This window comes from Alloactinosynnema sp. L-07 (genome assembly GCF_900070365.1).
Lineage (GTDB): Bacteria > Actinomycetota > Actinomycetes > Mycobacteriales > Pseudonocardiaceae > Actinokineospora.
The window spans coordinates 652,968-672,639 of record NZ_LN850107.1 but is presented as its reverse complement, the minus strand read 5'-3'; the positions used below and the strand labels follow the sequence as shown (position 1 = coordinate 672,639).

21 protein-coding genes are annotated in these 19,672 nt (G+C 68.5%); 8 read left to right on the top strand and 13 right to left on the bottom strand.

The window, feature by feature from the left end; translation table 11 throughout:
* Window positions 1-52: 52 nt before the first annotated feature.
* Genes BN1701_RS03390 through BN1701_RS03375 form a run of 4 tightly spaced genes read right to left on the bottom strand, consistent with a single transcriptional unit; the run spans window position 53 to window position 4,309 of the window.
* Window positions 53-1,696 (bottom strand): ubiquinol-cytochrome c reductase cytochrome b subunit, encoded by a 1,644-nt coding sequence (locus BN1701_RS03390; protein ID WP_054045390.1) that lies wholly within the window; start codon window positions 1,694-1,696, stop codon window positions 53-55.
* Complete coding sequence (locus BN1701_RS03385) at window positions 1,693-2,829, bottom strand: ubiquinol-cytochrome c reductase iron-sulfur subunit (RefSeq protein WP_054045388.1); 1,137 nt, start codon at window positions 2,827-2,829, stop codon at window positions 1,693-1,695. The genes BN1701_RS03390 and BN1701_RS03385 overlap by 4 nt, the downstream gene beginning before the upstream one ends.
* Window positions 2,826-3,623 (bottom strand): c-type cytochrome, encoded by a 798-nt coding sequence (locus BN1701_RS03380; protein WP_054045386.1) that lies wholly within the window; start codon window positions 3,621-3,623, stop codon window positions 2,826-2,828. Before BN1701_RS03380 ends, BN1701_RS03385 begins: the two co-directional genes overlap by 4 nt.
* A 56-nt stretch (window positions 3,624-3,679) precedes the next feature.
* Window positions 3,680-4,309, bottom strand: a complete 630-nt coding sequence (locus BN1701_RS03375; RefSeq protein ID WP_054055581.1) for a heme-copper oxidase subunit III — start codon at window positions 4,307-4,309, stop codon at window positions 3,680-3,682.
* A 223-nt stretch (window positions 4,310-4,532) separates the two neighbouring features.
* On the opposite strand from BN1701_RS03375, the gene BN1701_RS03370 reads away from it, so the two are divergent.
* The 4 genes from BN1701_RS03370 to BN1701_RS03350 are packed head-to-tail and all read left to right on the top strand — an operon-like array spanning window position 4,533 to window position 7,255.
* Window positions 4,533-4,943 (top strand): hypothetical protein, encoded by a 411-nt coding sequence (locus tag BN1701_RS03370; protein ID WP_054045384.1) that lies wholly within the window; start codon window positions 4,533-4,535, stop codon window positions 4,941-4,943.
* Between the two features lie 2 nt (window positions 4,944-4,945).
* The gene (gene trpD, locus BN1701_RS03365; protein WP_054045382.1) at window positions 4,946-5,986 is read left to right on the top strand and encodes an anthranilate phosphoribosyltransferase; all 1,041 of its coding nucleotides are present in this window, start codon (window positions 4,946-4,948) and stop codon (window positions 5,984-5,986) included.
* A gap of 52 nt (window positions 5,987-6,038) precedes the next feature.
* Window positions 6,039-6,851, top strand: coding sequence for a DddA-like double-stranded DNA deaminase toxin (locus BN1701_RS33900; protein WP_157367750.1), 813 nt, complete (start codon window positions 6,039-6,041; stop codon window positions 6,849-6,851).
* A complete protein-coding gene (locus BN1701_RS03350) occupies window positions 6,848-7,255 on the top strand; it encodes an Imm1 family immunity protein (RefSeq protein ID WP_054045375.1) in 408 nt (135 codons plus the stop codon). The genes BN1701_RS33900 and BN1701_RS03350 overlap by 4 nt, the downstream gene beginning before the upstream one ends.
* Before the next feature lie 48 nt (window positions 7,256-7,303).
* Here the strand turns inward: BN1701_RS03350 and BN1701_RS03345 are convergent, their stop codons facing one another.
* From BN1701_RS03345 to BN1701_RS03330, 4 genes are all read right to left on the bottom strand, one after another.
* Window positions 7,304-8,272 (bottom strand): D-glycerate dehydrogenase, encoded by a 969-nt coding sequence (locus BN1701_RS03345; protein ID WP_054045373.1) that lies wholly within the window; start codon window positions 8,270-8,272, stop codon window positions 7,304-7,306.
* Window positions 8,265-9,437: a pyridoxal phosphate-dependent aminotransferase gene (locus BN1701_RS03340; RefSeq protein WP_054045371.1), complete on the bottom strand. Its 1,173-nt coding sequence runs from the start codon at window positions 9,435-9,437 to the stop codon at window positions 8,265-8,267. Before BN1701_RS03340 ends, BN1701_RS03345 begins: the two co-directional genes overlap by 8 nt.
* A 222-nt stretch (window positions 9,438-9,659) precedes the next feature.
* Complete coding sequence (locus tag BN1701_RS03335) at window positions 9,660-10,061, bottom strand: cytochrome c oxidase subunit 4 (RefSeq protein ID WP_054045369.1); 402 nt, start codon at window positions 10,059-10,061, stop codon at window positions 9,660-9,662.
* Between the two features lie 55 nt (window positions 10,062-10,116).
* Window positions 10,117-11,067: a cytochrome c oxidase subunit II gene (locus tag BN1701_RS03330; RefSeq protein ID WP_054045366.1), complete on the bottom strand. Its 951-nt coding sequence runs from the start codon at window positions 11,065-11,067 to the stop codon at window positions 10,117-10,119.
* 294 nt (window positions 11,068-11,361) lie between these two features.
* Between BN1701_RS03330 and asnB the strand changes: the two genes are divergently transcribed.
* On the top strand, window positions 11,362-13,290 hold the full coding sequence (gene asnB / locus BN1701_RS03325) for an asparagine synthase (glutamine-hydrolyzing) (RefSeq protein WP_054045365.1): 1,929 nt from the start codon (window positions 11,362-11,364) through the stop codon (window positions 13,288-13,290).
* A 2-nt stretch (window positions 13,291-13,292) separates the two neighbouring features.
* On the opposite strand, the gene BN1701_RS03320 is transcribed toward asnB, so the two are convergent.
* Window positions 13,293-13,550, bottom strand: coding sequence for a helix-turn-helix domain-containing protein (locus BN1701_RS03320; protein WP_054055580.1), 258 nt, complete (start codon window positions 13,548-13,550; stop codon window positions 13,293-13,295).
* A 33-nt stretch (window positions 13,551-13,583) separates the two neighbouring features.
* On the opposite strand from BN1701_RS03320, the gene map reads away from it, so the two are divergent.
* Complete coding sequence (gene map / locus BN1701_RS03315) at window positions 13,584-14,360, top strand: type I methionyl aminopeptidase (protein ID WP_054045363.1); 777 nt, start codon at window positions 13,584-13,586, stop codon at window positions 14,358-14,360.
* Here map and BN1701_RS03310 read toward each other — a convergent pair.
* Window positions 14,351-15,721 carry an FAD-binding oxidoreductase gene (locus BN1701_RS03310; RefSeq protein WP_054045362.1) on the bottom strand — a complete coding sequence of 457 codons (1,371 nt, stop codon included), beginning with the start codon at window positions 15,719-15,721 and terminating at the stop codon, window positions 14,351-14,353. The two genes, map and BN1701_RS03310, sit on opposite strands and share 10 nt — an antisense overlap.
* A 122-nt stretch (window positions 15,722-15,843) precedes the next feature.
* Window positions 15,844-16,779, bottom strand: a complete 936-nt coding sequence (locus BN1701_RS03305) for a carbohydrate kinase family protein (protein WP_054055579.1) — start codon at window positions 16,777-16,779, stop codon at window positions 15,844-15,846.
* Between the two features lie 196 nt (window positions 16,780-16,975).
* Here BN1701_RS03305 and BN1701_RS36305 point away from each other — a divergent pair, with 196 nt between their 5' ends.
* Window positions 16,976-17,140, top strand: a complete 165-nt coding sequence (locus BN1701_RS36305) for a hypothetical protein (protein WP_172803177.1) — start codon at window positions 16,976-16,978, stop codon at window positions 17,138-17,140.
* Window positions 17,141-17,312: 172 nt separating this feature from the next.
* On the opposite strand, the gene BN1701_RS03300 is transcribed toward BN1701_RS36305, so the two are convergent.
* Together BN1701_RS03300 and BN1701_RS03295 are read right to left on the bottom strand one after the other, a co-directional pair.
* Window positions 17,313-17,681 (bottom strand): iron-sulfur cluster assembly accessory protein, encoded by a 369-nt coding sequence (locus tag BN1701_RS03300; RefSeq protein WP_054045360.1) that lies wholly within the window; start codon window positions 17,679-17,681, stop codon window positions 17,313-17,315.
* A 119-nt stretch (window positions 17,682-17,800) separates the two neighbouring features.
* Window positions 17,801-18,913, bottom strand: a complete 1,113-nt coding sequence (locus BN1701_RS03295; protein WP_054045358.1) for a glycerate kinase — start codon at window positions 18,911-18,913, stop codon at window positions 17,801-17,803.
* Between the two features lie 44 nt (window positions 18,914-18,957).
* On the opposite strand from BN1701_RS03295, the gene BN1701_RS03290 reads away from it, so the two are divergent.
* Entirely contained in the window at window positions 18,958-19,608 is a 651-nt protein-coding gene (locus BN1701_RS03290; protein ID WP_054045356.1) for a DUF3043 domain-containing protein, read from the top strand.
* Window positions 19,609-19,672: the final 64 nt, after the last annotated feature.

Here is a 19,672-nt window from a genome sequence, read left to right as displayed (position 1 = left end):
ACCAAGGGCGGCACCCCTGTCCGGAATGCCGCCCTTGGTCCGAAATCCGCCCCTAGTGGCTCTTCTTCGCCTCGTCCGACGCCTCGATCTCGGCGTGGCCGTTGTGCTGGGCCGCGCGGGCCCTGGCCAGTGCCGTGGTCTCCTCGACCGGGTCCGGCGTGAGCCAGGAGCCCGCCACCGGGGCGCCAGCCGAGCCGAGCTTGTTCATCTTCTTCGGCACCGGGGCACCCTGGTACTCCAGGGGGATCGGGTGGCCGTGGTCGTCCACCGGGCCAAGCGGCTGGTGGATCTCGATGAACTCGCCGTGCGGCAGCCGCTTGATGATGCCGGTCTCGACGCCGTGCTCCAGCACCTCGCGGTCCGAACGCTGCAGACCCAGGCAGATGCGGTAGGTGATGAAGTACGCCAGCGGCGGCAGCACGAGCAGGCCGATGCGGCCCATCCACGTGGTCGCGTTCAGCGAGATGTTGAACTTGTCGGCCAGCACGTCGTTCGCGGCGGAGAGCAGCGACACCATGAAGTAGGTGATCGCCATCATGCCGAGGCTGGTGCGGACCGGAACGTCACGCGGACGCTGCAGCAGGTTGTGGTGGGCGTAGTCCTTGGTGAACCACCGCTCGATCCACGGATAGGCCGCCGCGATGGCACCGAGCATCGGCAGACCCATCTGGAACGGGAAGAACGCCGCCGGGATCGTGTAGTCCCCGAGGTAGATCTCCCACGCGGGCCAGAGCCGGATCAGACCGTCGGTCCAGCCCATGTACCAGTCGGGCACCGTGCCCGCCGAGATGTGCGCGGCGTTGAAGGGTCCGAAGTTCCAGATCGGGTTGATCTGGAAGAGCCCGCCCAGCGCGGCGCAGATGCCGACGACGACGGCCATGAAGGCGCCGCCCTTGATCGCGAACACCGGCATGATGCGGACGCCGACGACGTTGGTCTCCTTGCGCCGCACGCCCGGGAACTGGGTGTGCTTCTGGTACCAGACCAGCGCGAGGTGGACGCCGATGAGCGCGAGCAGGATGCCCGGGATCAGCAGGATGTGGATCGTGTAGAGCCTGGGGACGATGTCCTCACCGGGGAACTCGCTGCCGAACAGCAGCCAGTGCGTCCAGGTGCCGATCACCGGAAGCGACAGCAGCAGGCCGGACATGATCCGCAGGCCCGCACCGGAGAGCAGGTCGTCGGGGAGCGAGTAGCCAGCGAAGCCCTCGAACGCGCCGAGCAGGAACAGCAGGATGCCGATGACCCAGTTGACCTCACGCGGGCGGCGGAACGCGCCGGTGAAGAACACGCGGAACATGTGGCAGACGATCGCCGCCATGAACAGCAGGGCCGCCCAGTGGTGCACCTGGCGGGCGAACAGGCCGCCGCGGACCTCGAAGGTGAGGTTCAGCGTGGACTCGTAGGCCCGCGACATCTCCAGGCCGCGCAGGTTGACGAACGAACCCTCGTAGACGACCTCCTGCATGGAGGGGTCGAAGAACAGCGCGAGGTAGGTGCCCGTCAGCAGCAGCACGATGAAGCTGTAGAGCGCGATCTCACCGAGCAGGAACGACCAGTGCGTCGGGAAGACCTTGTTCATCTGGTGCCGCAGGCCCTTGGCCAAGTGGTACCGGTCGTCGGCCCACTTGGCCGCCCCGCCCGCCGCGCGGGAGGCCATGTTGTTCGGCTTGGTGGGAGTTGTGATTGCGCTCATGACTTCCGCTCCCAGAAGGCCGGGCCGACCGGCTCGATGAAATCGCTCCTGGCATAAAGGTAACCAGTTTCCTCATCGAGGGCGATGGGGAGCTGGGCCAGCTTGCGCGTCGCCGGACCGAAAATCGGCTTGGCGTACTGCAGCGCGTCGAACTGCGACTGGTGGCACGGGCACAGGATCCGGTTGGTCCGCTGCTCGAAGAGCGAGGTCGGACAGCCCAGGTGGCTGCAGATCTTCGTGTACGCGTAGTAGTCGCCGTAGTTGAAGTCCTCCTGGCCCGCGTGCTTGACGACCTTGCGGGCGTCGTCGGTGCGCAGGCGGATCAGCATGACCGGGTTGTCCGAGCGCTTGAGCGCCGCGGACAGCGCGTGGTGGTCCTCGCGCTCGGACTCACGGAACGGGAACACCGTTTCCATCGAGCCCACGTCGAGGTCCTCGGGCTTGACCAGCACGACCTCGTGCGCGTGGCCGGTGGCGCGGCGCAGGAAGACCTTCTCGTTGTTGCCCGGCTCAGACATCCAGCCGGTGTGCCACAGCGAGTTCTTGCCGGTCTGCGCCCACGGGTCGCGGACCAGGCCGCCGAGTGCGAACACACCCACACCCAGGCCCATCGCCGTCATACCGAGGCCCGCGCTGGACTTGATCAGCGAGCGGCGGGCGATGGTGCTGCGGTCGCCCGCGTCGGCCAGGTGCGCCAGGATCGTCTTCTTGTCCAGCTCGCTCGACCCCCCGTCGCTGCGCTGCTGCACCGCGACCTCGTGCGGGACGAACTTCTTGGTGTAGAGCAGCGCGCCCGCGCCGATCGCCAGGACCGACAGGCCCAAGGTGGCGCCCAGCAGCGGGGTGAACAGCGAGTACGCGAAGTAGCCCTCGGTATCTGGCGCGACGTAGGCGTGCGGCCAGAACAGGAAGACACCGATGAACGCGAAGCCGGAGATGGCCGCGATCAGGAACCACAGCGCGACGGCGCGCTCAGCGCGCTTCTCCGCGCGGGTGCCCTTGACCGGCCACGGGTCCGGGTATTCCACGATCTCGACGCCGTCGAGCTTCCCGCCGAGCTTGACCAGCTCCTCGCGGGACATCTGGGCCAGCTCGTCGTCGCTGGGCAGATCTGTGGGGTTGGTGGAACTCATGCTTTCGCCCCAATCCAGAGGGTGATGCCGATCAGCGCGGCCATCCCCACGATGAATGCGATCAGGCCCTCGGACTGCGGCCCGAGCCCGCCGAGCGCGTTGCCGCCGGGGTTGTTGTTCCCGTCGGTCACCGACTTGACGTAGGCGATGATGTCCTTCTTCTCCTCCGGGCTGAGCTGCCGGTCGGAGAACTTGGGCATGTTCTGCGGGCCGCTGAGCATGGCCGCGTACATCTCCTTCTCGCTCACCCCGTCGAGCGCGGGCGCGAACTTCCCAGAGGACAGCGCGCCGCCGCGGCCGGTGAAGTTGTGGCAGGAGGCGCAGTTGAGCCGGAACAGCTCGCCGCCGCGCGCCGGGTTGTCGCCGACGAGGTCCTTGCCGGACTCCTCGGGCAGCTTGGTGCCGCCGCCCTTGGACTCGACGAACGCGATCAGCGCGTCGATCTCCTCCGGGGTCAGCTTCGGGGGCTTGCGCTGGGCCTGGGCCTCCTGCTTGACCGCGGGCATGCGTCCGGTCGCGACCTGGAAGTACACCGAGGCCTCGCCCGCGCCGATGAGGCTGGGGCCGCGGTCGGTGACACCTTCGAGGTTGGCGCCGTGGCAGCTGATGCAGGTGTTGTTGTAGATCTGCTCACCCTTGCGCAGCAGCGCCGGGTCGCCCTGCGCCTGCGCGACCTGCGGCTGCGGCGCGAACGCCGCGTACAGCAGGCCAAGGGTCATCAGCGCGAAACCGAGGGCCAGCAGCCCGGCGACGCGCCGGTGGAGCTTGCCGTGGCTGCGTTGTTTCTTGGTCATTTAGTCGGCAACCCTTGCTGTCAGTGCGGGCTCGGCGAAGCAGTGGTGGGCGTCCATCACGGCACCAGGTAGATGACCGCGAACAGGCCGATCCAGACGATGTCGACGAAGTGCCAGTAGTACGACACGACGATGGCCGACGTCGCCTGGGCCGGGGTGAACTTGCTCAGACGCGTCCGGATGAGCAAGTAGACGAAGGCGACGAGACCGCCGAGCACGTGCAGGCCGTGGAAGCCGGTGGTCAGGTAGAACACGGTGCCGAAGCCGCCGGACGGAATGGTCACGCCCTCGTTCACCAGCTGCACGTACTCGTATGCCTGACCGAACAGGAAGATCGCGCCCATGATCAGCGTCAGGACGTACCAGCGGCGCAGGCCGAACACGTCGCCCTTCTCGGCGGCGAACACGCCGAGCTGGCAGGTGAACGACGACGCCACCAGGATGATGGTGAACGGCAGCGCGAACGGCAGGTTCAGGTGGATCGGCTCGCCGCCCGCCTCCAGCGGAGGGGGCCAGTGGCCGGTCGCGTTCTGCGCCTTGACGGTGAAGAACATGGCGAACAGCCCAGCGAAGAACATGAGCTCGCTGGACAACCACACGATGGTGCCGACGCTGACCATGTTCGGCCGGTTCAGCGAGTGGACACGCTGACCAATGGAGGGCGCTGCTGTTGTCACGCGCAGCATTATGTCGTGCGGTTGGCCGCCCTGCCCGATCGGGTCCACGGCGGGTCGCGAGTTGTCCGCGTCACATGTCCGAGTCGCTGGTCGGCCGATGAATTCGTGGGTATGAATGGCGTCCAGCAGGACAAATTCCAGCTCCACTGGGCCGAGAGGACGCCTTTCTCGGCCCGGAAGTGAGCCCGATAACATCAGCGGTGCCCGACCTGACCTAACGAAGGACCCCCGCATGAGCACGCAGCCACTGAAGATTCTGGTGTTCAGCCACCGCCCCGAGGTGCGGGAGACCATCGTCACATCGGTCGGCCGCCGACCCGCGGCGGACATCGGCCACGTGCGGTATGTCGAGGTCGGCACGGTCTCCGAGGTCCTGATGGAGATGGACAGCGGTGAGATCGATCTCGCCATCCTCGACGGCGAGGCCCAGCCCACCGGCGGCATCGGCCTGTCCCGCCAGCTGAAGAACGAGATCGCCGACTGCCCGCCGATCGTCATCGCGGTCCGGCGCAAGGACGACCGGTGGCTGGCCACCTGGTCGCAGGCCGACGCGGTCATCGTCCACCCGCTCGACCCGCTGACCGCGGCCGAGACCGTCGCCGACGTGCTCCGGTCGAAGGCCCTGCCCGCCACGCGCGTTTAGCCATGGCGGACCGAACCTGGCCGAGGCTGCTCAACCAGCTCATCGACCGCCGCGACCTCACCGCCGAGGACACCACCTGGGCGATGGACCAGATCATGTCCGGCAGCGCCACCCCGTCGCAGATCGCGGGCTTCGCCATCGCCCTGCGCGCCAAGGGCGAGACGGCCGCCGAGGTCGAGGGCATGGCCGCGGGCATGCTGTCGCACGCCAAGCGCGTCCACGTCGACGGCCACGCGGTCGACGTCGTGGGCACGGGCGGCGACCAGGCCGACACGGTGAACATCTCGACCATGAGTGCCCTGGTCACCGCCGCCGCGGGCGTGCCGGTGGTCAAACACGGCAACCGCTCGGCTTCGTCGCAGTGCGGCACCGCCGACGTCCTGGAAGCCCTTGGCGTGGCCATCGAACTGTCCCCGGACGCGGTGGCGACGTGCGTGCGGGAGGTCGGCATCGGCTTCTGCTTCGCCCCGGCCTTCCACCCCGCCCTGCGCTACGCCGGTCCCACCCGCCGGGAACTAGGGGTGCCGACCGCGTTCAACGTGCTCGGCCCCCTGACGAACCCGGCCCAGCCGACCGCGGGCCTGGTAGGGGTCGCCAACGCCCGAATGGCCCCGATCGTCGCCGAGGTCTTCGCAAGCCGCGGCGCGAGCGTCCTGGTGGTGCGGGGCGACGACAACCTCGACGAGATCACCACCACGACCACGACGGCGGCCTGGGTGGTCGCCGACGGCAAGGTCCGGGTGGACCAGATCGACCCGTCCCGCCTCGGCATCTCCCCCGCCACCCCGGCTGACCTGCGCGGCGGCGACAAGGACTTCAACGCCCAGGTCGTGCGTGACCTGGTCGCGGGCAAGATGGGCCCGGTCCGAGAGGCCGTCGTCCTCAACGCGGCGGGCGCCATCGCGGCTTTCCGAGGCCTGTCGGGCGACGTCCACGCCGACCTCGAAGCCGCCATCGGCCAGGCGACCCACGCGCTGGACTCTGGAGCGGCGGCGACGCTGCTGGACCAGTGGGCGGCTCGGTCTACCGAACTGGCGAAGTAGTCGGGCCGTCCGACTCGCCATAGCGGTTGATCTGGCACTTACGCTTGTCCGCGTGTCTGTCGACCAATGGGCCGCGCACATGCGCGTCGTGCTGTCGATGCTGGACCAGGCGCAACACACGATTCACGCAGCGGTCGCTTCCCTCGGCGAGGCAGCACAGGCGTTAGGCACCGCAGTGGGCGGAACGGATGATCGCAACGTTTCGCATGCGGTGGTGGTGCTCGAACAGACCAAAGACGAGATTGTCGTCTCCTATGAGGTGGTGGGCGACGCACACCAGGCCATCAGCCGCTACCTCGGCGGCCTTGCCCAGGACGAACCGTCCTGCGGGACACATGGTGATCGCGATCCTGGTGCAAGCGGTGTTGTCCGGACTCGACAGCATCCGAACGTGCCACCGCCCGTGGCGGGAGTCAGCAATCGCCATGGCGACCGCTATCCCGAAGACTCGCTTCCTTACTCCGATGACCTGCCACCGCGCGTCATCCGGGGCGCGGGAAACTCGCCGACCATCGGGATCATCGAGATAGACGGGCGGATGTTCGGCGAGATGCGGCCGACCCGCGACGATGTGTGGCACCGCGACGTCATCGATCGGATCGACGCGATCGGGCTGTCTCGGCGTGCGAAGCGCTACGCCAATCATGTCGAGATGAAGGCGGCCTTCATGGTGGTCACCTCGAAGGGCCGCCACGGCCGGGTGATCCTCAACCACGCGCCTTGTGGTTCGGAGCCAGGGGCCTTCGAGGGATGTGAGACATTCTTGGCCGAGCTTCTCCTGAAGGGCAACTCGCTCACGGTTCTCGGCACCGACGCGCAAGGCAACCCGTTCGCCCGCATCTACCACGGCAAGGCAGTCCAATGATCCCGGACATCCTCACCCGATCATCGGTGCACATCGACCACATCGCACCCGGCATCGATCTGGTCAGCGCGATTCGCGACCTGAACTCGACCGGGCTCGTCATCCCTTGGGCCTGGACGATTGCCGCAGGCCCCCACGACCCTCGGTCGGCCGACGTCGTCAGCCTCACCGTGGGCATCCACAGCGACACCGCGATGCTGCTCTGGGCCGACGACACCGCCGACTATGTGCCCAGCAACGGCCATAACACCGGCTGGGTGACGTACCACCTAGCCGGTATCCACGAATTGCCGGTACCGCCACATGCGGAAACCACGCCGGACCTCGCGTACGAAGCGCTCACGGAATTCTTGGAGACCCACGCCCGGCCCGCCTGCGTGACCTGGTGCGAAGCAGAAGCGTGACGAACCGGTCGGGGCGGAATCCTGTCCCACCCCGACCGGTTCAACCGCCTAGAGTGCCTCGGGGTTCAGCAGACCGCGTGGGCGTTCGCCGCGGAGTCCTGCCAGCAGGTTCTCCACCGCCAGCAGTCCCATAGCCGTCCGCGTCTGGATGGTCGCGCTGCCCAGGTGTGGGATCAGGGTGACCCGGTCCAGATCCAGCAGCGCCTCCTCCACGATCGGCTCCCGCTCGAACACGTCCAGACCCGCCCCGAAGATCTCCCCGGCCCGAACCGCCTCAGCCAGGGCCTTCTCATCGACCACCGGACCCCGCGCCGTGTTCACCAGGACCGCCGAGGGCTTCATCCGGGCGAACACCGAAGCATTGAACAGGTGATGGGTCGCGGGCGTCAGCGGACAATGCACCGAGATCACATCGGACTCAGCAACCAGCTCGTCGAACGTCCGCAGTTCCGCCCGCAATGGCCCAGCAACTTCAGCAGGCAACGGACGGGAGTTGTGATAGATCACCCGCATCCCGAACCCGAGCGCGCGCCGGGCGGTGGCCTGGCCGATCCGACCGCAGCCGACGATGCCGAGCGTGCGCCCGTACAGCTCCTGCCCCAGCATCATCCGCGGGTCCCAGATCCACTCCTGCCGCGACCGCAGGAACCGGTCCCCCTCCGCCACCCGCCGCACGCAGGACAGGATCAGTGACCAGGCGATGTCCGCTGTGGCCTCGGTCAGCACGTCCGGTGTGTTGGCGACCAGGATTCCCCGGCGGGTGCATTCGGGGATGTCGATGTTGTCCACGCCCACCGCGTAGTTCGCCACGACGCGCAACTGCGGGCCCGCCGCGTCCAGTAGTTCGGCGTCGACCTTTTCCGTCAGGAGCGTGAGCAGACCGTCCTTGCCCTTCGCCCGGTGCAGGAACTCGGCCCTCGGAATCGCCGTGGGCGGGCCTTCCCACAGGTCGAACTCACAGTCCAGCACCGCCATGGCGTCGTCGACGAGCCTGCGGGTGACCAGTACCTCAGCCATGGGCGACCTTTCCAGCGAGCTCGGCGAACGCGGCCAGCGCGGCGCGGATGTTGTCCGGGGAGTTGGCGTAGGAGAACCGCAGGTAGCCCTCACCGTAGTCACCGAACGCTGTCCCAGGCAGGGCCGCCACACCCGCCTCAGCCAAGAGCCGGTCCGACAGCTCCCCGGACGACAGGCCAAGCTCGGACACGTTCGGGAAGGCGTAGAAAGCCCCGCCCGGCCGCACACACGACACCCCCGGGATCTCATTGAGCCCGTCCACGATCAGCGACGCGCGCGACTCGAATTCGGCCTTCATCCGGTCCACCTCGTCCCACGGGCCGTCCAGGGCGGCGACGGCCGCGTACTGGCTGAACGCCGACGTGCAGGACACCGAGTTGATCACCAGCCTGCTCACCGGCTCGACCAGCCACTGCGGGAACACCCCGAAACCCAGCCGCCAGCCGGTCATGGCGAACGTCTTCGACCAGCCGTCGAGCAGGATCGTCCGCTCGGCCATGCCGGGCACGCTGAGCACGCTGCGGTGCGACCCGTCGTACTGCAGCGCCCAGTAGACCTCGTCGCTGAGCACCGTGAGGTCGCGTTCGATGGCGATCTTGGCGATGGCCTCGATCTGCTCCTGGGACAGCGAACTGCCGCAGGGGTTGTGCGGCGAGTTGAGGATGAGCAGCTTGGTCCGGTCGGTCACCAGCGACGCGAGTTCGTCTGGATCGATGGTGAAGTTGTTCGACTCGCGCAGCGGGATCGGCACGGGCTTGGCCCCGGCGAACGCGGTGATCGAGGCGTACATCGGGAAGCCGGGGTCGGGGTAGATGACCTCGTCGCCCTCCTCGCACAGCGCCATGATCGCGAAGAACATGATCGGCTTGGCGCCAGGGGTGACGATGACCCGGTCCGGGGTCGTGACCAGGCGATTCTTGCGTTCGAGGAAGTCGGCGACCGCGGTGCGCAGCTCCGGGATGCCCGGCGCGGGCACGTAGTGGGTGTGGCCCTTGCTCAGCGCTTCCTGCGCGGCGCTCGCGATGTGGGCGGGGGTGTCGAAGTCCGGCTCGCCGATCTCCAGGTGGATCACCGAGCGGCCGGTCTTCTCCAGCGCCTTGGCCTTCGCGAGCACCTCGAAAGCCGATTCCGTGCCGAGGCGTTCCATTCGGGAGGCAAGTTTCACGAACGCTCCTTCTAACTGGCCGCCCGCCGGGGGTCACCCGGCGGGCAAGGACAGGGCAGGCGCGATCGTGCCAGGAATAGGGGCTGTGTCGAATCGACCGAGTGGTTCGATTCTCGGGTTGCGTGGGGTTGGCCTAGGGGCATTGCCCCGACCGGCTCCAAGACAATGAATAAACGCCGCCGAGTCGAATGACTCGGCGGCGTCGGTACTTCGGCGAAAGGATCAGTCGGTGGGGTCGGGCCGGGTGTGGTACTCGAACACCAGCCCGCCGATGGTGATCAGGATCAGGACGGCGGCGATGACCAGCAGCCAGATCTGCCAGAACGCCATCGCCAGGCCCGCCAGACCCGCCGAGGCGGCCATGGCCACCGGCCAGTAGCTGTGCGGGCTGAAGAAGCCCAGCTCGCCCGCGCCGTCGCTGACCTCGGCTTCCGGGTTGTCCTCCGGCCGCTGGCTGAGCCTGCGGGCGACGAAGTGGAAGTAGGACCCGACGATCAGCGACAGACCGCCGGTCAGGATCAGCCCGACCGTACCCACCGGCTCCTTGGACCACACGCCGTACACGACGGCGGAGAGAAAGAAGAAGATGGTCGTGACGTCGAAGAGCCTGGCTTCGACCTTCATGCTGTCCTCACATTCACCTGTCGACCGTTGTTCCCCTGTGTCCGCTCGCCCGGCCTCAGCCGGACTCCTTGCGGGCGGTGCGGTCGGTGTTGAACGGCTGCGTGGTCACCGAGTGCGGCGTGCACAGCTCGCCGCAGTTCATCTGGGTCAGCGCCTCGGCGGTGGTGTAGCCCTTGCCCGTAGCCGGGTTCACCTTGGTGCGCAGCGCCATGTACTGGTCGAACAGCTCCGGCGTAATGGCCCGGACCTCGAAGTTCATCGCCGAGTGGTACGTGCCGCACAGCTCGGCGCAGCGCCCGACGAAGGAACCGGTCCGGTCGATCTCGTTCTGGAACGTCGAGTCCTGGTTGTTCTTGTCCGGGTGCGGGAAGACGTCCCGCTTGAACAGGAACTCCGGGATGAAGAACGAGTGGATGACGTCGGTCGCGCGCAGGTTGTAGTGGATCTTCCGGTTGGTCGGCAGGACCAGCAGCGGGATCTCCGTGGAGCTGCCGATCGTGCGGACCGTGGTGTCCCCCGGCGCGGCGGGCACGTCGAGCGCGCCCTTGGTGTTGACGTAGGACTTGTGGTCGAACTCCCAGTTCCACTGGAAGGCGGTCACGTCCACCGTCACGTCCGGCTTGTCGGTCTCCTGCTGGACGTAGTTCTGGGTGGTGGCGGTGAAGTAGAACAGCACGACCACGATGACCACCGGGATCGCCGTGTAGACGATCTCCAGGATGTGGTTGTACTGGAACTGCCGGGGCAGTCGGTCGCCCTTCTTGCGGTGGGCCACGACCGGCCACAGCATCAGCGCCCACGTCAGCACACCGATGACAAGTGACGCGACGACCGACCAGGTCCAGAAGTCGCGCATCCGGTGGGCCTGCGGGGTTACACCCTCTGGCCAGCCGAACCGCAGCACCTCCTCGGTGGAGCAGCCGCTGGCGGCAAGTGCGACCACCACGACGAGACCGGCGACCTTGACCAGCCGGGCCACCGACGCGCGGTTCCGGCGCTCGGTCATGGGTGTGCCCACTGCGCGACTCCTCCTCCAGGCGATCTCTCACGCGCTCAGAACACTCGTCGGTTCCCCCCGTCGGACAGGGCAGAACTCCGCTTGTTGAGAGCAATGCGGAGCCTAGCCCAGCGACCCAGGCCACACCCCCGGAGGGTGACAGCGGGGTCGGTCACATTCCCAGGGCAACGCGCCGCCCGCCGTCCCGTCCTAATAGCCGGGGTGGCACCCGGCATACTGGCCACTCTCCCGCGACTCGACTCCATCATGACTCCGGCTCGACACGAGAGGTGCGCGAAAAGCGTGTGCGGTCTGCTTGGTCTGGTTTGCCCTTCTGAGATGGACGCCGCCGCCGCGCGGCCAGCCGTAGGGGCGGCGATGCGCTGCCAGCGGCACCGCGGCCCCGACGAGAGCGGGACATGGACCGGCGGTGAGGCCGTCTTCGGGTTCAACCGGCTGTCGATGATCGACATCGAGCACTCCCACCAGCCCCTGCCGTGGGGTCCCCCGGAGTCGCCCGAGCGATACACGCTGCTGTTCAACGGCGAGATCTACAACTACCTGGAGCTGCGCGCGGAGCTGACCGAGCGCTTCGGCGCCCGGTTCACCACCGACGGTGACTCCGAGACCATCGTCGCGGCCTACCACTACCTCGGCGAGGAGGCGGTGACGCGGCTGCGCGGCATGTTCACGTTCCTCATCTGGGACGGCCAGACCCAGACGCTGTTCGGCGCGCGCGACCCGTTCGGCATCAAGCCGCTGTTCTACGCCCACGGCCCCGGCGGCGTGGCCTTCTCCAGCGAGAAGAAGTCGATCCTGGAGCTGACGAACCTGCTCGGCGTCGGCCAGGACCTCGACCGCCGGGCTCTGCAGCACTACCTCACGCTCCAGTACGTGCCGGAGCCCGCGACTCTGCACACCACGGTGCACCGGATCGAGTCGGGTTCGTCGTTCACGCTGGTCCCCGGCGAGGAGCCGGTGATCAAGCGCTACTGGGCGCCGAGGTTCCACCCGACCCCGGTGCACGGCCCGGCCGACGCCGAGACGCTGTACAGCCGCATCGCCGAGGTGATGAGCGACTCGGTCCGGATGCACATGCGCGCGGACGTCACGGTCGGCTCATTCCTCTCGGGCGGTATCGACTCCACCGCCATCGCGGCGCTGGCCCGCGAGCACAACCCGGACCTGATCACCTTCACCACCGGGTTCGAGCGCCAGGGCTACTCCGAGATCGACGTCGCCGCCGAGTCGGCCGCCGCGATCGGCGTCAAGCACGTGGTGAAGACCGTCTCCGCCCAGGAGATGATGGACGCGCTCCCGCTCATCGTCTGGTACCTCGACGACCCGGTGGCCGACCCGGCCCTGGTCCCGCTGTGGTTCATCGCCCGCGAGGCCCGCAAGCACGTCAAGGTCGTCCTGTCCGGCGAGGGCGCCGACGAGCTGTTCGGCGGCTACACGATCTACCGCGAGCCGCTGTCGCTGGCGCCCTTCGAGCGCGTCCCGGGCGCGCTGCGCCGCGTGCTCGGCAAGGTGTCGACCAAGATCCCCGAGGGCACCCGGGGCAAGGACCTGCTGCGTCGCGGCGCTTTGTCGCTGGAGGAACGCTACTACGGCAACGCCCGCATCTTCCGCGACGACCAACTGAGGAAAGTCCTGCGCACGTTCGACCCGGGCGTCGGCCACGCCGACATCACCGCCGGTCCGTACCGCGACTCGCGGGCGTGGGACCCGGTCACGCGGATGCAGCACGTCGACCTCTACACGTGGCTGCGCGGCGACATCCTGGTCAAGGCCGACAAGATGACCATGGCGAACTCGCTGGAGCTGCGGGTGCCGTTCCTGGACCCGGAGGTCTTCAAGGTCGCCGCCGAGGTCCCCCTCGACCAGAAGATCACCAAGGAGACCACCAAGTACGCCCTGCGCCAGGCGCTTCGCAAGGTGGTCCCGGCCCACGTGCTCAACCGCCGCAAGCTGGGCTTCCCGGTCCCGATCCGGCTGTGGCTGCGCGACGAGATGTACGAGTGGGCCCGCGACATCGTCATGGCCTCCCAGACCGACGCCCTGGTCGACAAGAACGCCGTCATGCGCCTGCTCGAAGAGCACAAGGCCGGAACGCTGGACCACAGCCGCCGGATCTGGGCGCTGCTGGTCTTCATGATCTGGCACGGCATCTTCATCGAGCGCCGGATCGCGCCGGTCATCCCGGAGCCGCACTACCCGGTCAAGATCTAGTACTAGGCGGACAGCCGGTGCGGCCGTGACCGCGCGATCAGCTCGTCCAGTGGGATGCCGACCGCGCCCGCGATGGCGGCGACGGTGAAGAAAGCCGGAGTGGGGACCCTGCCGCGTTCGATCTTGCGCAGGGTCTCCACGGAGATCCCAGCGGTGGCGGCGACCTCGACCATGCTGCGCTCGCCCCGGGCGGCACGCAGCAGCTCCCCGAGCAGTTCGCCGCGGATTCTCTCGTCTTGGCTGAGCGGTGGTCGCACCATGACCGTCATAGTAATACCGGTATAGTTATCCCCATGGTCGAGCTGAAGACACGGGGCGAGCTGGACGCGATGCGAGCGGCGGGCAAGGTCGTCGCGGCGGCACTGGCAGCGGTTCGGGAGGCCGCCGACGTCGGCGTCCGCCTGCTGGACCTCGATGAGGTCGCCCGGTCGGTGCTGGCCGAGCACGGGGCGAAGTCGTCGTTCTTGAACTACCGGCCGCGGTTCGCGCCCACGCCGTTCCCGGCCGTGATCTGCGTGTCGGTCAACGACCTCATCGTCCACGGCATCCCCGACGACTCCCGGCTGGACGACGGCGACCTGGTCAGCATCGACTTCGGCGCCAATATCGACGGCTGGCACGGCGACGCCGCCGTCTCCTTCATCGTCGGCCGCCAGGATCCCGCCGACGTCCGGCTGATCGAGGCCGCCGAGGCCGCGCTCGCCGCCGCGATCGAGCGGATGCGACCGGGCAACCGCCTCGGCGACATCGCGCACGCGGTCGGATCGATCGGGCGGGCCGCGGGCTACGGCATCCCGGCCGACTTCGGCGGCCACGGCATCGGCCGCGCCATGCACGAGGACCCTGGCGTGCCCAACGACGGCAGGCCCGGCCGCGGGATGCTCCTGCGGCCGGGCCTGGTCCTGGCCATCGAGCCGATGTTCCACGCGGGCGGGAACGACGCCTACGAGGTCGCCCCCGACGGCTGGGCGCTGCACACCGTCGACGGCAGCCGCGCCGCCCACGTCGAGCACTCGGTGGCGGTCACCGAGGACGGCCCGCTGGTCCTCACCGGCGCTTCTCAGCGTTGAAGTGAGACCTCCGGCTGGACGTTGTGCCAGCGGTTGAACACGTTGTCCGGGTCGTAGAGCGCCTTGACGGCGGCGAGTCTCGGGTAGTGCGGCCCGAACCCGGCCATGATCCGGTCGGCGCCTTCGTCGCCGATGAAGTTCAGGTAGGTCGCCCCGGTCGTCCACTCGCGCAGCCCCGCGCCGACGGCGTGCGTCCAGTCCCGGCCCTGCTCGTCGTCTGCCGGGTCCTCCCAGATCCCGAACGGGTGCACGACCCACGCCACATCCCGGTTGGCCATGGCCGACGTTCCCGCGTTCCGGGCCACCGCCCCGCCCCACGGCAACATCAGCAGCTGTGACGCCGACGGCGAGATCATGTCCTCGCCCCCTGCGCAGAAGACGTCGAGCGCGGCGTCGGGCAGGTCGGTCAGGTAGTCGGCCGACCAGTAGTTCCGCATCCCGGGCGGGTCGTCGAGCATGCACTGCATGTCCGCGTAGGGCACGTCCATGACCACTTCAACCGGCGGCGCCAGCTCCAGCAGCGGCGCGATGACCGCGCGCAGTTCCTCGACCGGGCCCATGCACGTCACGATCGCGGCCGCGCAGCGCTTGCCGACCAGGTTGCCGACGAACTCTTCGGGTGGTCCGGTCAGGTAGGCCGCCGCGCCGCCGATCTCCTCCGGGGCGTCGAGCATGATGTCGCGCCATCGCCGCGAGACCGCGAGTCCGAATTCGGACGGCCACAGCAGCAGCGCGATCGAGCACGCCGCCAGCGGGTACAGCCGGAAGGTGAACGACGTGGCGACGCCGAAGTTGCCGCCGCCGCCGTGCAGCGCCCAGAACAGGTCCGGGTTCTCCGTCTCGCTGGCGGTGATGCATTCCCCGGCCGCGGTGACGAGATCGACCGAGAGCAGGTTGTCGCAGGCCAGGCCCCATTTGCGCTCAAACCAGCCGGAGCCGCCGCCGAGGGTGAGCCCGCCGACGCCGGTGGTGGAGATCCGCCCGCCGGTCGTGGCCAGCCCGTGCGGCTGGCAGGCCCGGTCGAAGTGCGACCAGGTCGCGCCGCCGCCGACCGTCGCCGTGCGCGCGGCCGGGTCGACCGTGACCGAGTTGAGCCCCCGCATGTCGATGACCAGGCCGTCGGCCACCAGCGACGCCCCCGCGACACTGTGTCCGCCGGAACGAACCGCCAGCGGCAGCCCGGCGTCCCTGGCGTGCCGCAGCGCCCGCCGCACATCCTCGACCGAGGCGCATTGCGCGATGGCGAGCGGACGGGTCTCGATCGCGCTGTTGAAGAGCGCGCGGACGTCCTCGTAGCCCTCGTCGTCGCGGGTCACCAAGCCGCCGTCGAGACTGTCGCGAAGTTGATCCCAGTTGCCCATCGTCGACCTCCCAGCCGTTTGTCCCCAACCCAAGGGTCGGGGACAAACGGCCTAGCGGAAGGGGCCAAAAGGCATATGTCAGACCTGTGTAAGGAATTCTGACCAGCGGTAACCGATCAAGCTCAACCGGGGAGGACGGCGCCGATCTCGCCTGCGGCGTCCGGGCCAAAGGCGCCGCCGATGCGGGTGATGGCCTCAGCCTTGCTGAACGTCCACTCCTGCGGGCCGACGGTCTCCAGCACCAGCACGGCGATGAACGAGCCGAGCTGGGCCGAGCGCTCCAGGCTCAGGCCCTTGGTCAGGCCGGTGAGGAAGCCCGCGCGGAAGCCGTCGCCGACGCCGGTCGGGTCGGCCTTGGTGGTCTCCGGGACCGCGCCGACGTGCAGCACGGAGCCGTCGGCGCTGACGATCTCCACGCCCTTCTCGCCGAGCGTGGTGATGCGCATGCCGACTCGGGACATGACGTCGGCCTCGGACCAGCCGGTCTTCTGCCGCAGCAGTTCCCACTCATAGTCATTGGTGAACAGGTAGTTCGCGCCGTCGATGAAGGTGCGCAGCTGCTCGCCGTTCATCCACGCGGTCTGCTGCGACGGGTCGACGCCGAAGACGTAGCCGCGGTCGCGGCACTCCTGGGCGTGGCGCTGCATGCCGTGCGGGTCGTCCGGGCTGATGAGGACCAGGTCGAGCCCGCCCGCGCGCTCGGCGACCGGCAGCAGCTCGATGTTGCGCGCCTCGGCCATCGCGCCCGCGTAGAACGAGGCGATCTGGTTCATGTCGTCGTCGGTGGTGCAGACGAACCGCGCGGTGTGGGCGGTCTCCGAGACGTGCACACCAGAGGTGTCCACTCCGGCGCGCTCCAGCCACGAGCGATAGTCGGCGAAGTCGTCGCCGACGGCCCCGACCAGGATCGGCGAGCACCCGAGGACGCCCATGCCGAACGCGATGTTCGCGCCGATCCCGCCGCGTCGCACGACCAGGTCGTCGACGAGGAAGCTCAGCGAGATCCGGTGCAGCTGGTCGGCGACGATCTGCTCGGCGAACTTGCCGGGGAAGTGCATGAGGTGATCGGTCGCGATGCTTCCGGTGACGGCAACGGGCACGAGGCCAACTCCCTGTCTGGGCTGGTCGACGCGAGTGTCGACGTCGGTGGCGCGATCTTGGTCAAGCCACCCGGTCGGGTGGCTTTTGGTCACCGTTGAACACTACCGTTTGGTATGGGTGTCCAGGTTCCGTCAGGTTGCCTAACGTCGGGGCATGGGCACACCAGATCCGGACACCATGGACGAACTGATCGCCGACTGCGCCGACATCACGTCCCCGCACATCGAGCCGTCGGCCGTCCCTGGCCCCCGCTACCCCAACTGGTCAGTCGATGACGCGACGGCCGCACAGGTCGCCGACATGGATGCCTTTATTTAGAGCCGACCACTGCGCTTGTTCTAGAGCCGACCACCGCGCCCGGTCGCGGTGACGAGAACGGGGCCTCTTTTCCTGGTGGTCGACTGCGCTAGCAGTTGATCGCCTGGAAAAGAGGCCCCGTTCTCGTCACCTAAGAGCGACCGGGCCGCCCGCCCGAAGGGCGGGCCATGTATCAGTGAAAACTATCGCCGCAGGCGCAGCTGCCGCCGGCGTTCGGGTTGTCGATGGTGAAACCCTGCTTCTCGATCGTGTCGACGAAGTCGATCACTGCGCCCTGGACGTACGGGGCGCTCATGCGGTCCACGGCCACCTTGACGCCGCCGAACTCGGCGTACAGGTCACCGTCGAGCGCGCGCTCGTCGAAGAAGAGCTGGTAGCGCAGGCCCGCGCAGCCGCCGGGCTGGACCGCGATGCGCAGGTGCATGTCGTCGCGGCCTTCCTGCTCGAGCAGGGCCTTGGCCTTCTCGGCGGCGGCGTCCGACAGCACCACACCGTGGGTGGTGGTGGCCGCTTCGGCGGTGTTCTCCTGAGCGGTCGTCATCGTTCTCCCTAGGCAGTCCTACTCGGGCGGTACGCCCCGTCCAACAAGGGTACGTCCCGGAATGTTCCGCCCTCCATGGTGTCACAGGCGCAGTCCAGAGAATTTCTCCGTGACAGCGGTCACCCTTTGGCCCACTGGCCCGCCACGTGCTCGGCGAGGTCGGCCAGCGTGCCCGCCGGGTCGGCCATGGACGCCTCGACCGAGCCCACGTGGTCGACCACCGAGTACGCCGCCTCGACGCCCGCCGCGGCGGCCTGCCTGCGCCCCACCGCGACCTGCCCGGCCAACGCCAAACACGGCACGCCACGGGCCGCCGCGACGCCCGCGACCCTGGTCACGAGCTTGCCGCGCAGTGACTGCCAGTCGAAGCTGCCCTCCCCGGTGATCACCAGGTCGGCCCAGCCGATCGACGCGCTGAGGTTGGTCGCGCCGCTGACGATGTCGGCCCCGGACTTCATCTCCGCGCCCAACGCGAGCAGGGCGAACCCGAGCCCGCCCGCCGCGCCCGCGCCGGGGGTGTCACGGACATCACGCCCGGCCCACGCGGCGATCGAGTCCGCCCACGTGGTCAGCGCGCGGTCGAGCCGTTCGACCCCGGCCGGGTCGGCGCCCTTCTGCGGGCCGAATGTCGCGGCGGCCCCGTGCGGGCCGAGCAGCGGGTTCTCCACGTCGGACGCGGCGATCAGGACGGCCCGGCCGATGTCGGCCACGCCGTCGACCCGCACGCAGTCGCCAAGGGCACCGGGCAGCAACGGCGAGCCCATGCCGTCGATCCCGGTGACGCCGAGCGCGGTCAGCGCGCCCGACCCGCCGTCTGTGGTCGCGCTGCCGCCTAGGCCGACGATGATCTCGTGCGCGCCTTTGTCCCTGGCCGCGGCGATGAGCTCGCCGACACCGCGCGTGGTGACGTGCTCGCACACCTGCGGACGACGCTCGGCCGGGACCAGATGCAGGCCCGCCGCCTCCGCCGACTCGATGTAGGCGACGCCGCCGCGCATCAGCCAGGTCGCCGCGACAGGACTGCCCAGCGGCCCGGTCACCGTCGCGCGATGCAGCACTCCGCCCATGGCGGTATGGATGACGCTGACGAAGCCCGGTCCGCCGTCGGCCAGCGGCCGCAGGGCCAGTTCGTCGTCGGGCGAGGCCCGCCGCCACCCCTCGGCGATGGCCTCGGCGGCCTCGGTGGCGGTCAGAGTGCCGCCGAAGCAGTCCGGGGCGATGACGACTCGCATGGGCGCAGCGTAGCGATCATCACCCCTGTTCTACCCTTGTCGCTGTGAGGTTCCTTCGCCGTAACGCAGCAGACAGTGCCGACTCCCAGGTAGACGAGGAGTCCGCCGTCGCCGTGGGCGAGGACGTGCCCAAGGGACACACCCCCGGCAAGGGCAGGCCCACCCCCAAGCGCCGCGAGGCCGAAGGCCGAAAGCGCGGCCCCGTCCCGCCCCCGCCGAAGACCTCCCGCGAGGCCATGCGCCGCGCGCGCGGCTCGAAGGAAGAGCGCAAAGCGCTGGCCGCCAAGCGGAAGGACCAGCGCGTCGAGCAGCGCCAGCGCATGCTCAGCGGCGACGAGAAGTACCTGATGCCGCGCGACCGCGGCCCGGTCAAGGCGTATGTGCGCGACCTGGTCGACGGCAAGCGCAACCTGCTGGGCCTGTTCATGCCGCTGGCGCTGTTGGTGGTGATGTCGATGTTCGTGCAGAACTTCGCCATCCAGCAGTACGCGACGCTCGCGTCCCTGGTGATGCTGATCCTGATGATCATCGAAGGTGTCATCAACGGCCGCCGCTTCACCAGGCTGGCCCGCGCGAAGTTCCCCAAGGAGAACATCCGCGGGGCGTCGGTCGGCTGGTACGCCTTCGTGCGCGCCTCCCAGATCCGCAAACTGCGCGCCCCCAAGCCCCGCGTCTCCCCCGGCGACAAGGTCTAAGACTTTCCGCCCCGGCAACAATCACCCGAAGGTGCACGTTGCTGACTACGGGTGCATGGGTCTC

Bases quoted from the DNA above. Each gene is read 5' to 3' on its own strand.
- BN1701_RS03390 (WP_054045390.1), bottom strand. From the start codon at position 1,696: ATGAGCGCAATCACAACTCCCACCAAGCCGAACAACATGGCCTCCCGC.
- BN1701_RS03385 (WP_054045388.1), bottom strand. From the start codon at position 2,829: ATGAGTTCCACCAACCCCACAGATCTGCCCAGCGACGACGAGCTGGCC.
- BN1701_RS03380 (WP_054045386.1), bottom strand. From the start codon at position 3,623: ATGACCAAGAAACAACGCAGCCACGGCAAGCTCCACCGGCGCGTCGCC.
- BN1701_RS03375 (WP_054055581.1), bottom strand. From the start codon at position 4,309: ATGCTGCGCGTGACAACAGCAGCGCCCTCCATTGGTCAGCGTGTCCAC.
- BN1701_RS03370 (WP_054045384.1), top strand. From the start codon at position 4,533: ATGAGCACGCAGCCACTGAAGATTCTGGTGTTCAGCCACCGCCCCGAG.
- trpD (WP_054045382.1), top strand. From the start codon at position 4,946: ATGGCGGACCGAACCTGGCCGAGGCTGCTCAACCAGCTCATCGACCGC.
- BN1701_RS03350 (WP_054045375.1), top strand. From the start codon at position 6,848: ATGATCCCGGACATCCTCACCCGATCATCGGTGCACATCGACCACATC.
- BN1701_RS03345 (WP_054045373.1), bottom strand. From the start codon at position 8,272: ATGGCTGAGGTACTGGTCACCCGCAGGCTCGTCGACGACGCCATGGCG.
- BN1701_RS03335 (WP_054045369.1), bottom strand. From the start codon at position 10,061: ATGAAGGTCGAAGCCAGGCTCTTCGACGTCACGACCATCTTCTTCTTT.
- BN1701_RS03330 (WP_054045366.1), bottom strand. From the start codon at position 11,067: ATGACCGAGCGCCGGAACCGCGCGTCGGTGGCCCGGCTGGTCAAGGTC.
- BN1701_RS03320 (WP_054055580.1), bottom strand. From the start codon at position 13,550: ATGGTGCGACCACCGCTCAGCCAAGACGAGAGAATCCGCGGCGAACTG.
- map (WP_054045363.1), top strand. From the start codon at position 13,584: ATGGTCGAGCTGAAGACACGGGGCGAGCTGGACGCGATGCGAGCGGCG.
- BN1701_RS03310 (WP_054045362.1), bottom strand. From the start codon at position 15,721: ATGGGCAACTGGGATCAACTTCGCGACAGTCTCGACGGCGGCTTGGTG.
- BN1701_RS03305 (WP_054055579.1), bottom strand. From the start codon at position 16,779: ATGCACTTCCCCGGCAAGTTCGCCGAGCAGATCGTCGCCGACCAGCTG.
- BN1701_RS36305 (WP_172803177.1), top strand. From the start codon at position 16,976: ATGGGCACACCAGATCCGGACACCATGGACGAACTGATCGCCGACTGC.
- BN1701_RS03300 (WP_054045360.1), bottom strand. From the start codon at position 17,681: ATGACGACCGCTCAGGAGAACACCGCCGAAGCGGCCACCACCACCCAC.
- BN1701_RS03295 (WP_054045358.1), bottom strand. From the start codon at position 18,913: ATGCGAGTCGTCATCGCCCCGGACTGCTTCGGCGGCACTCTGACCGCC.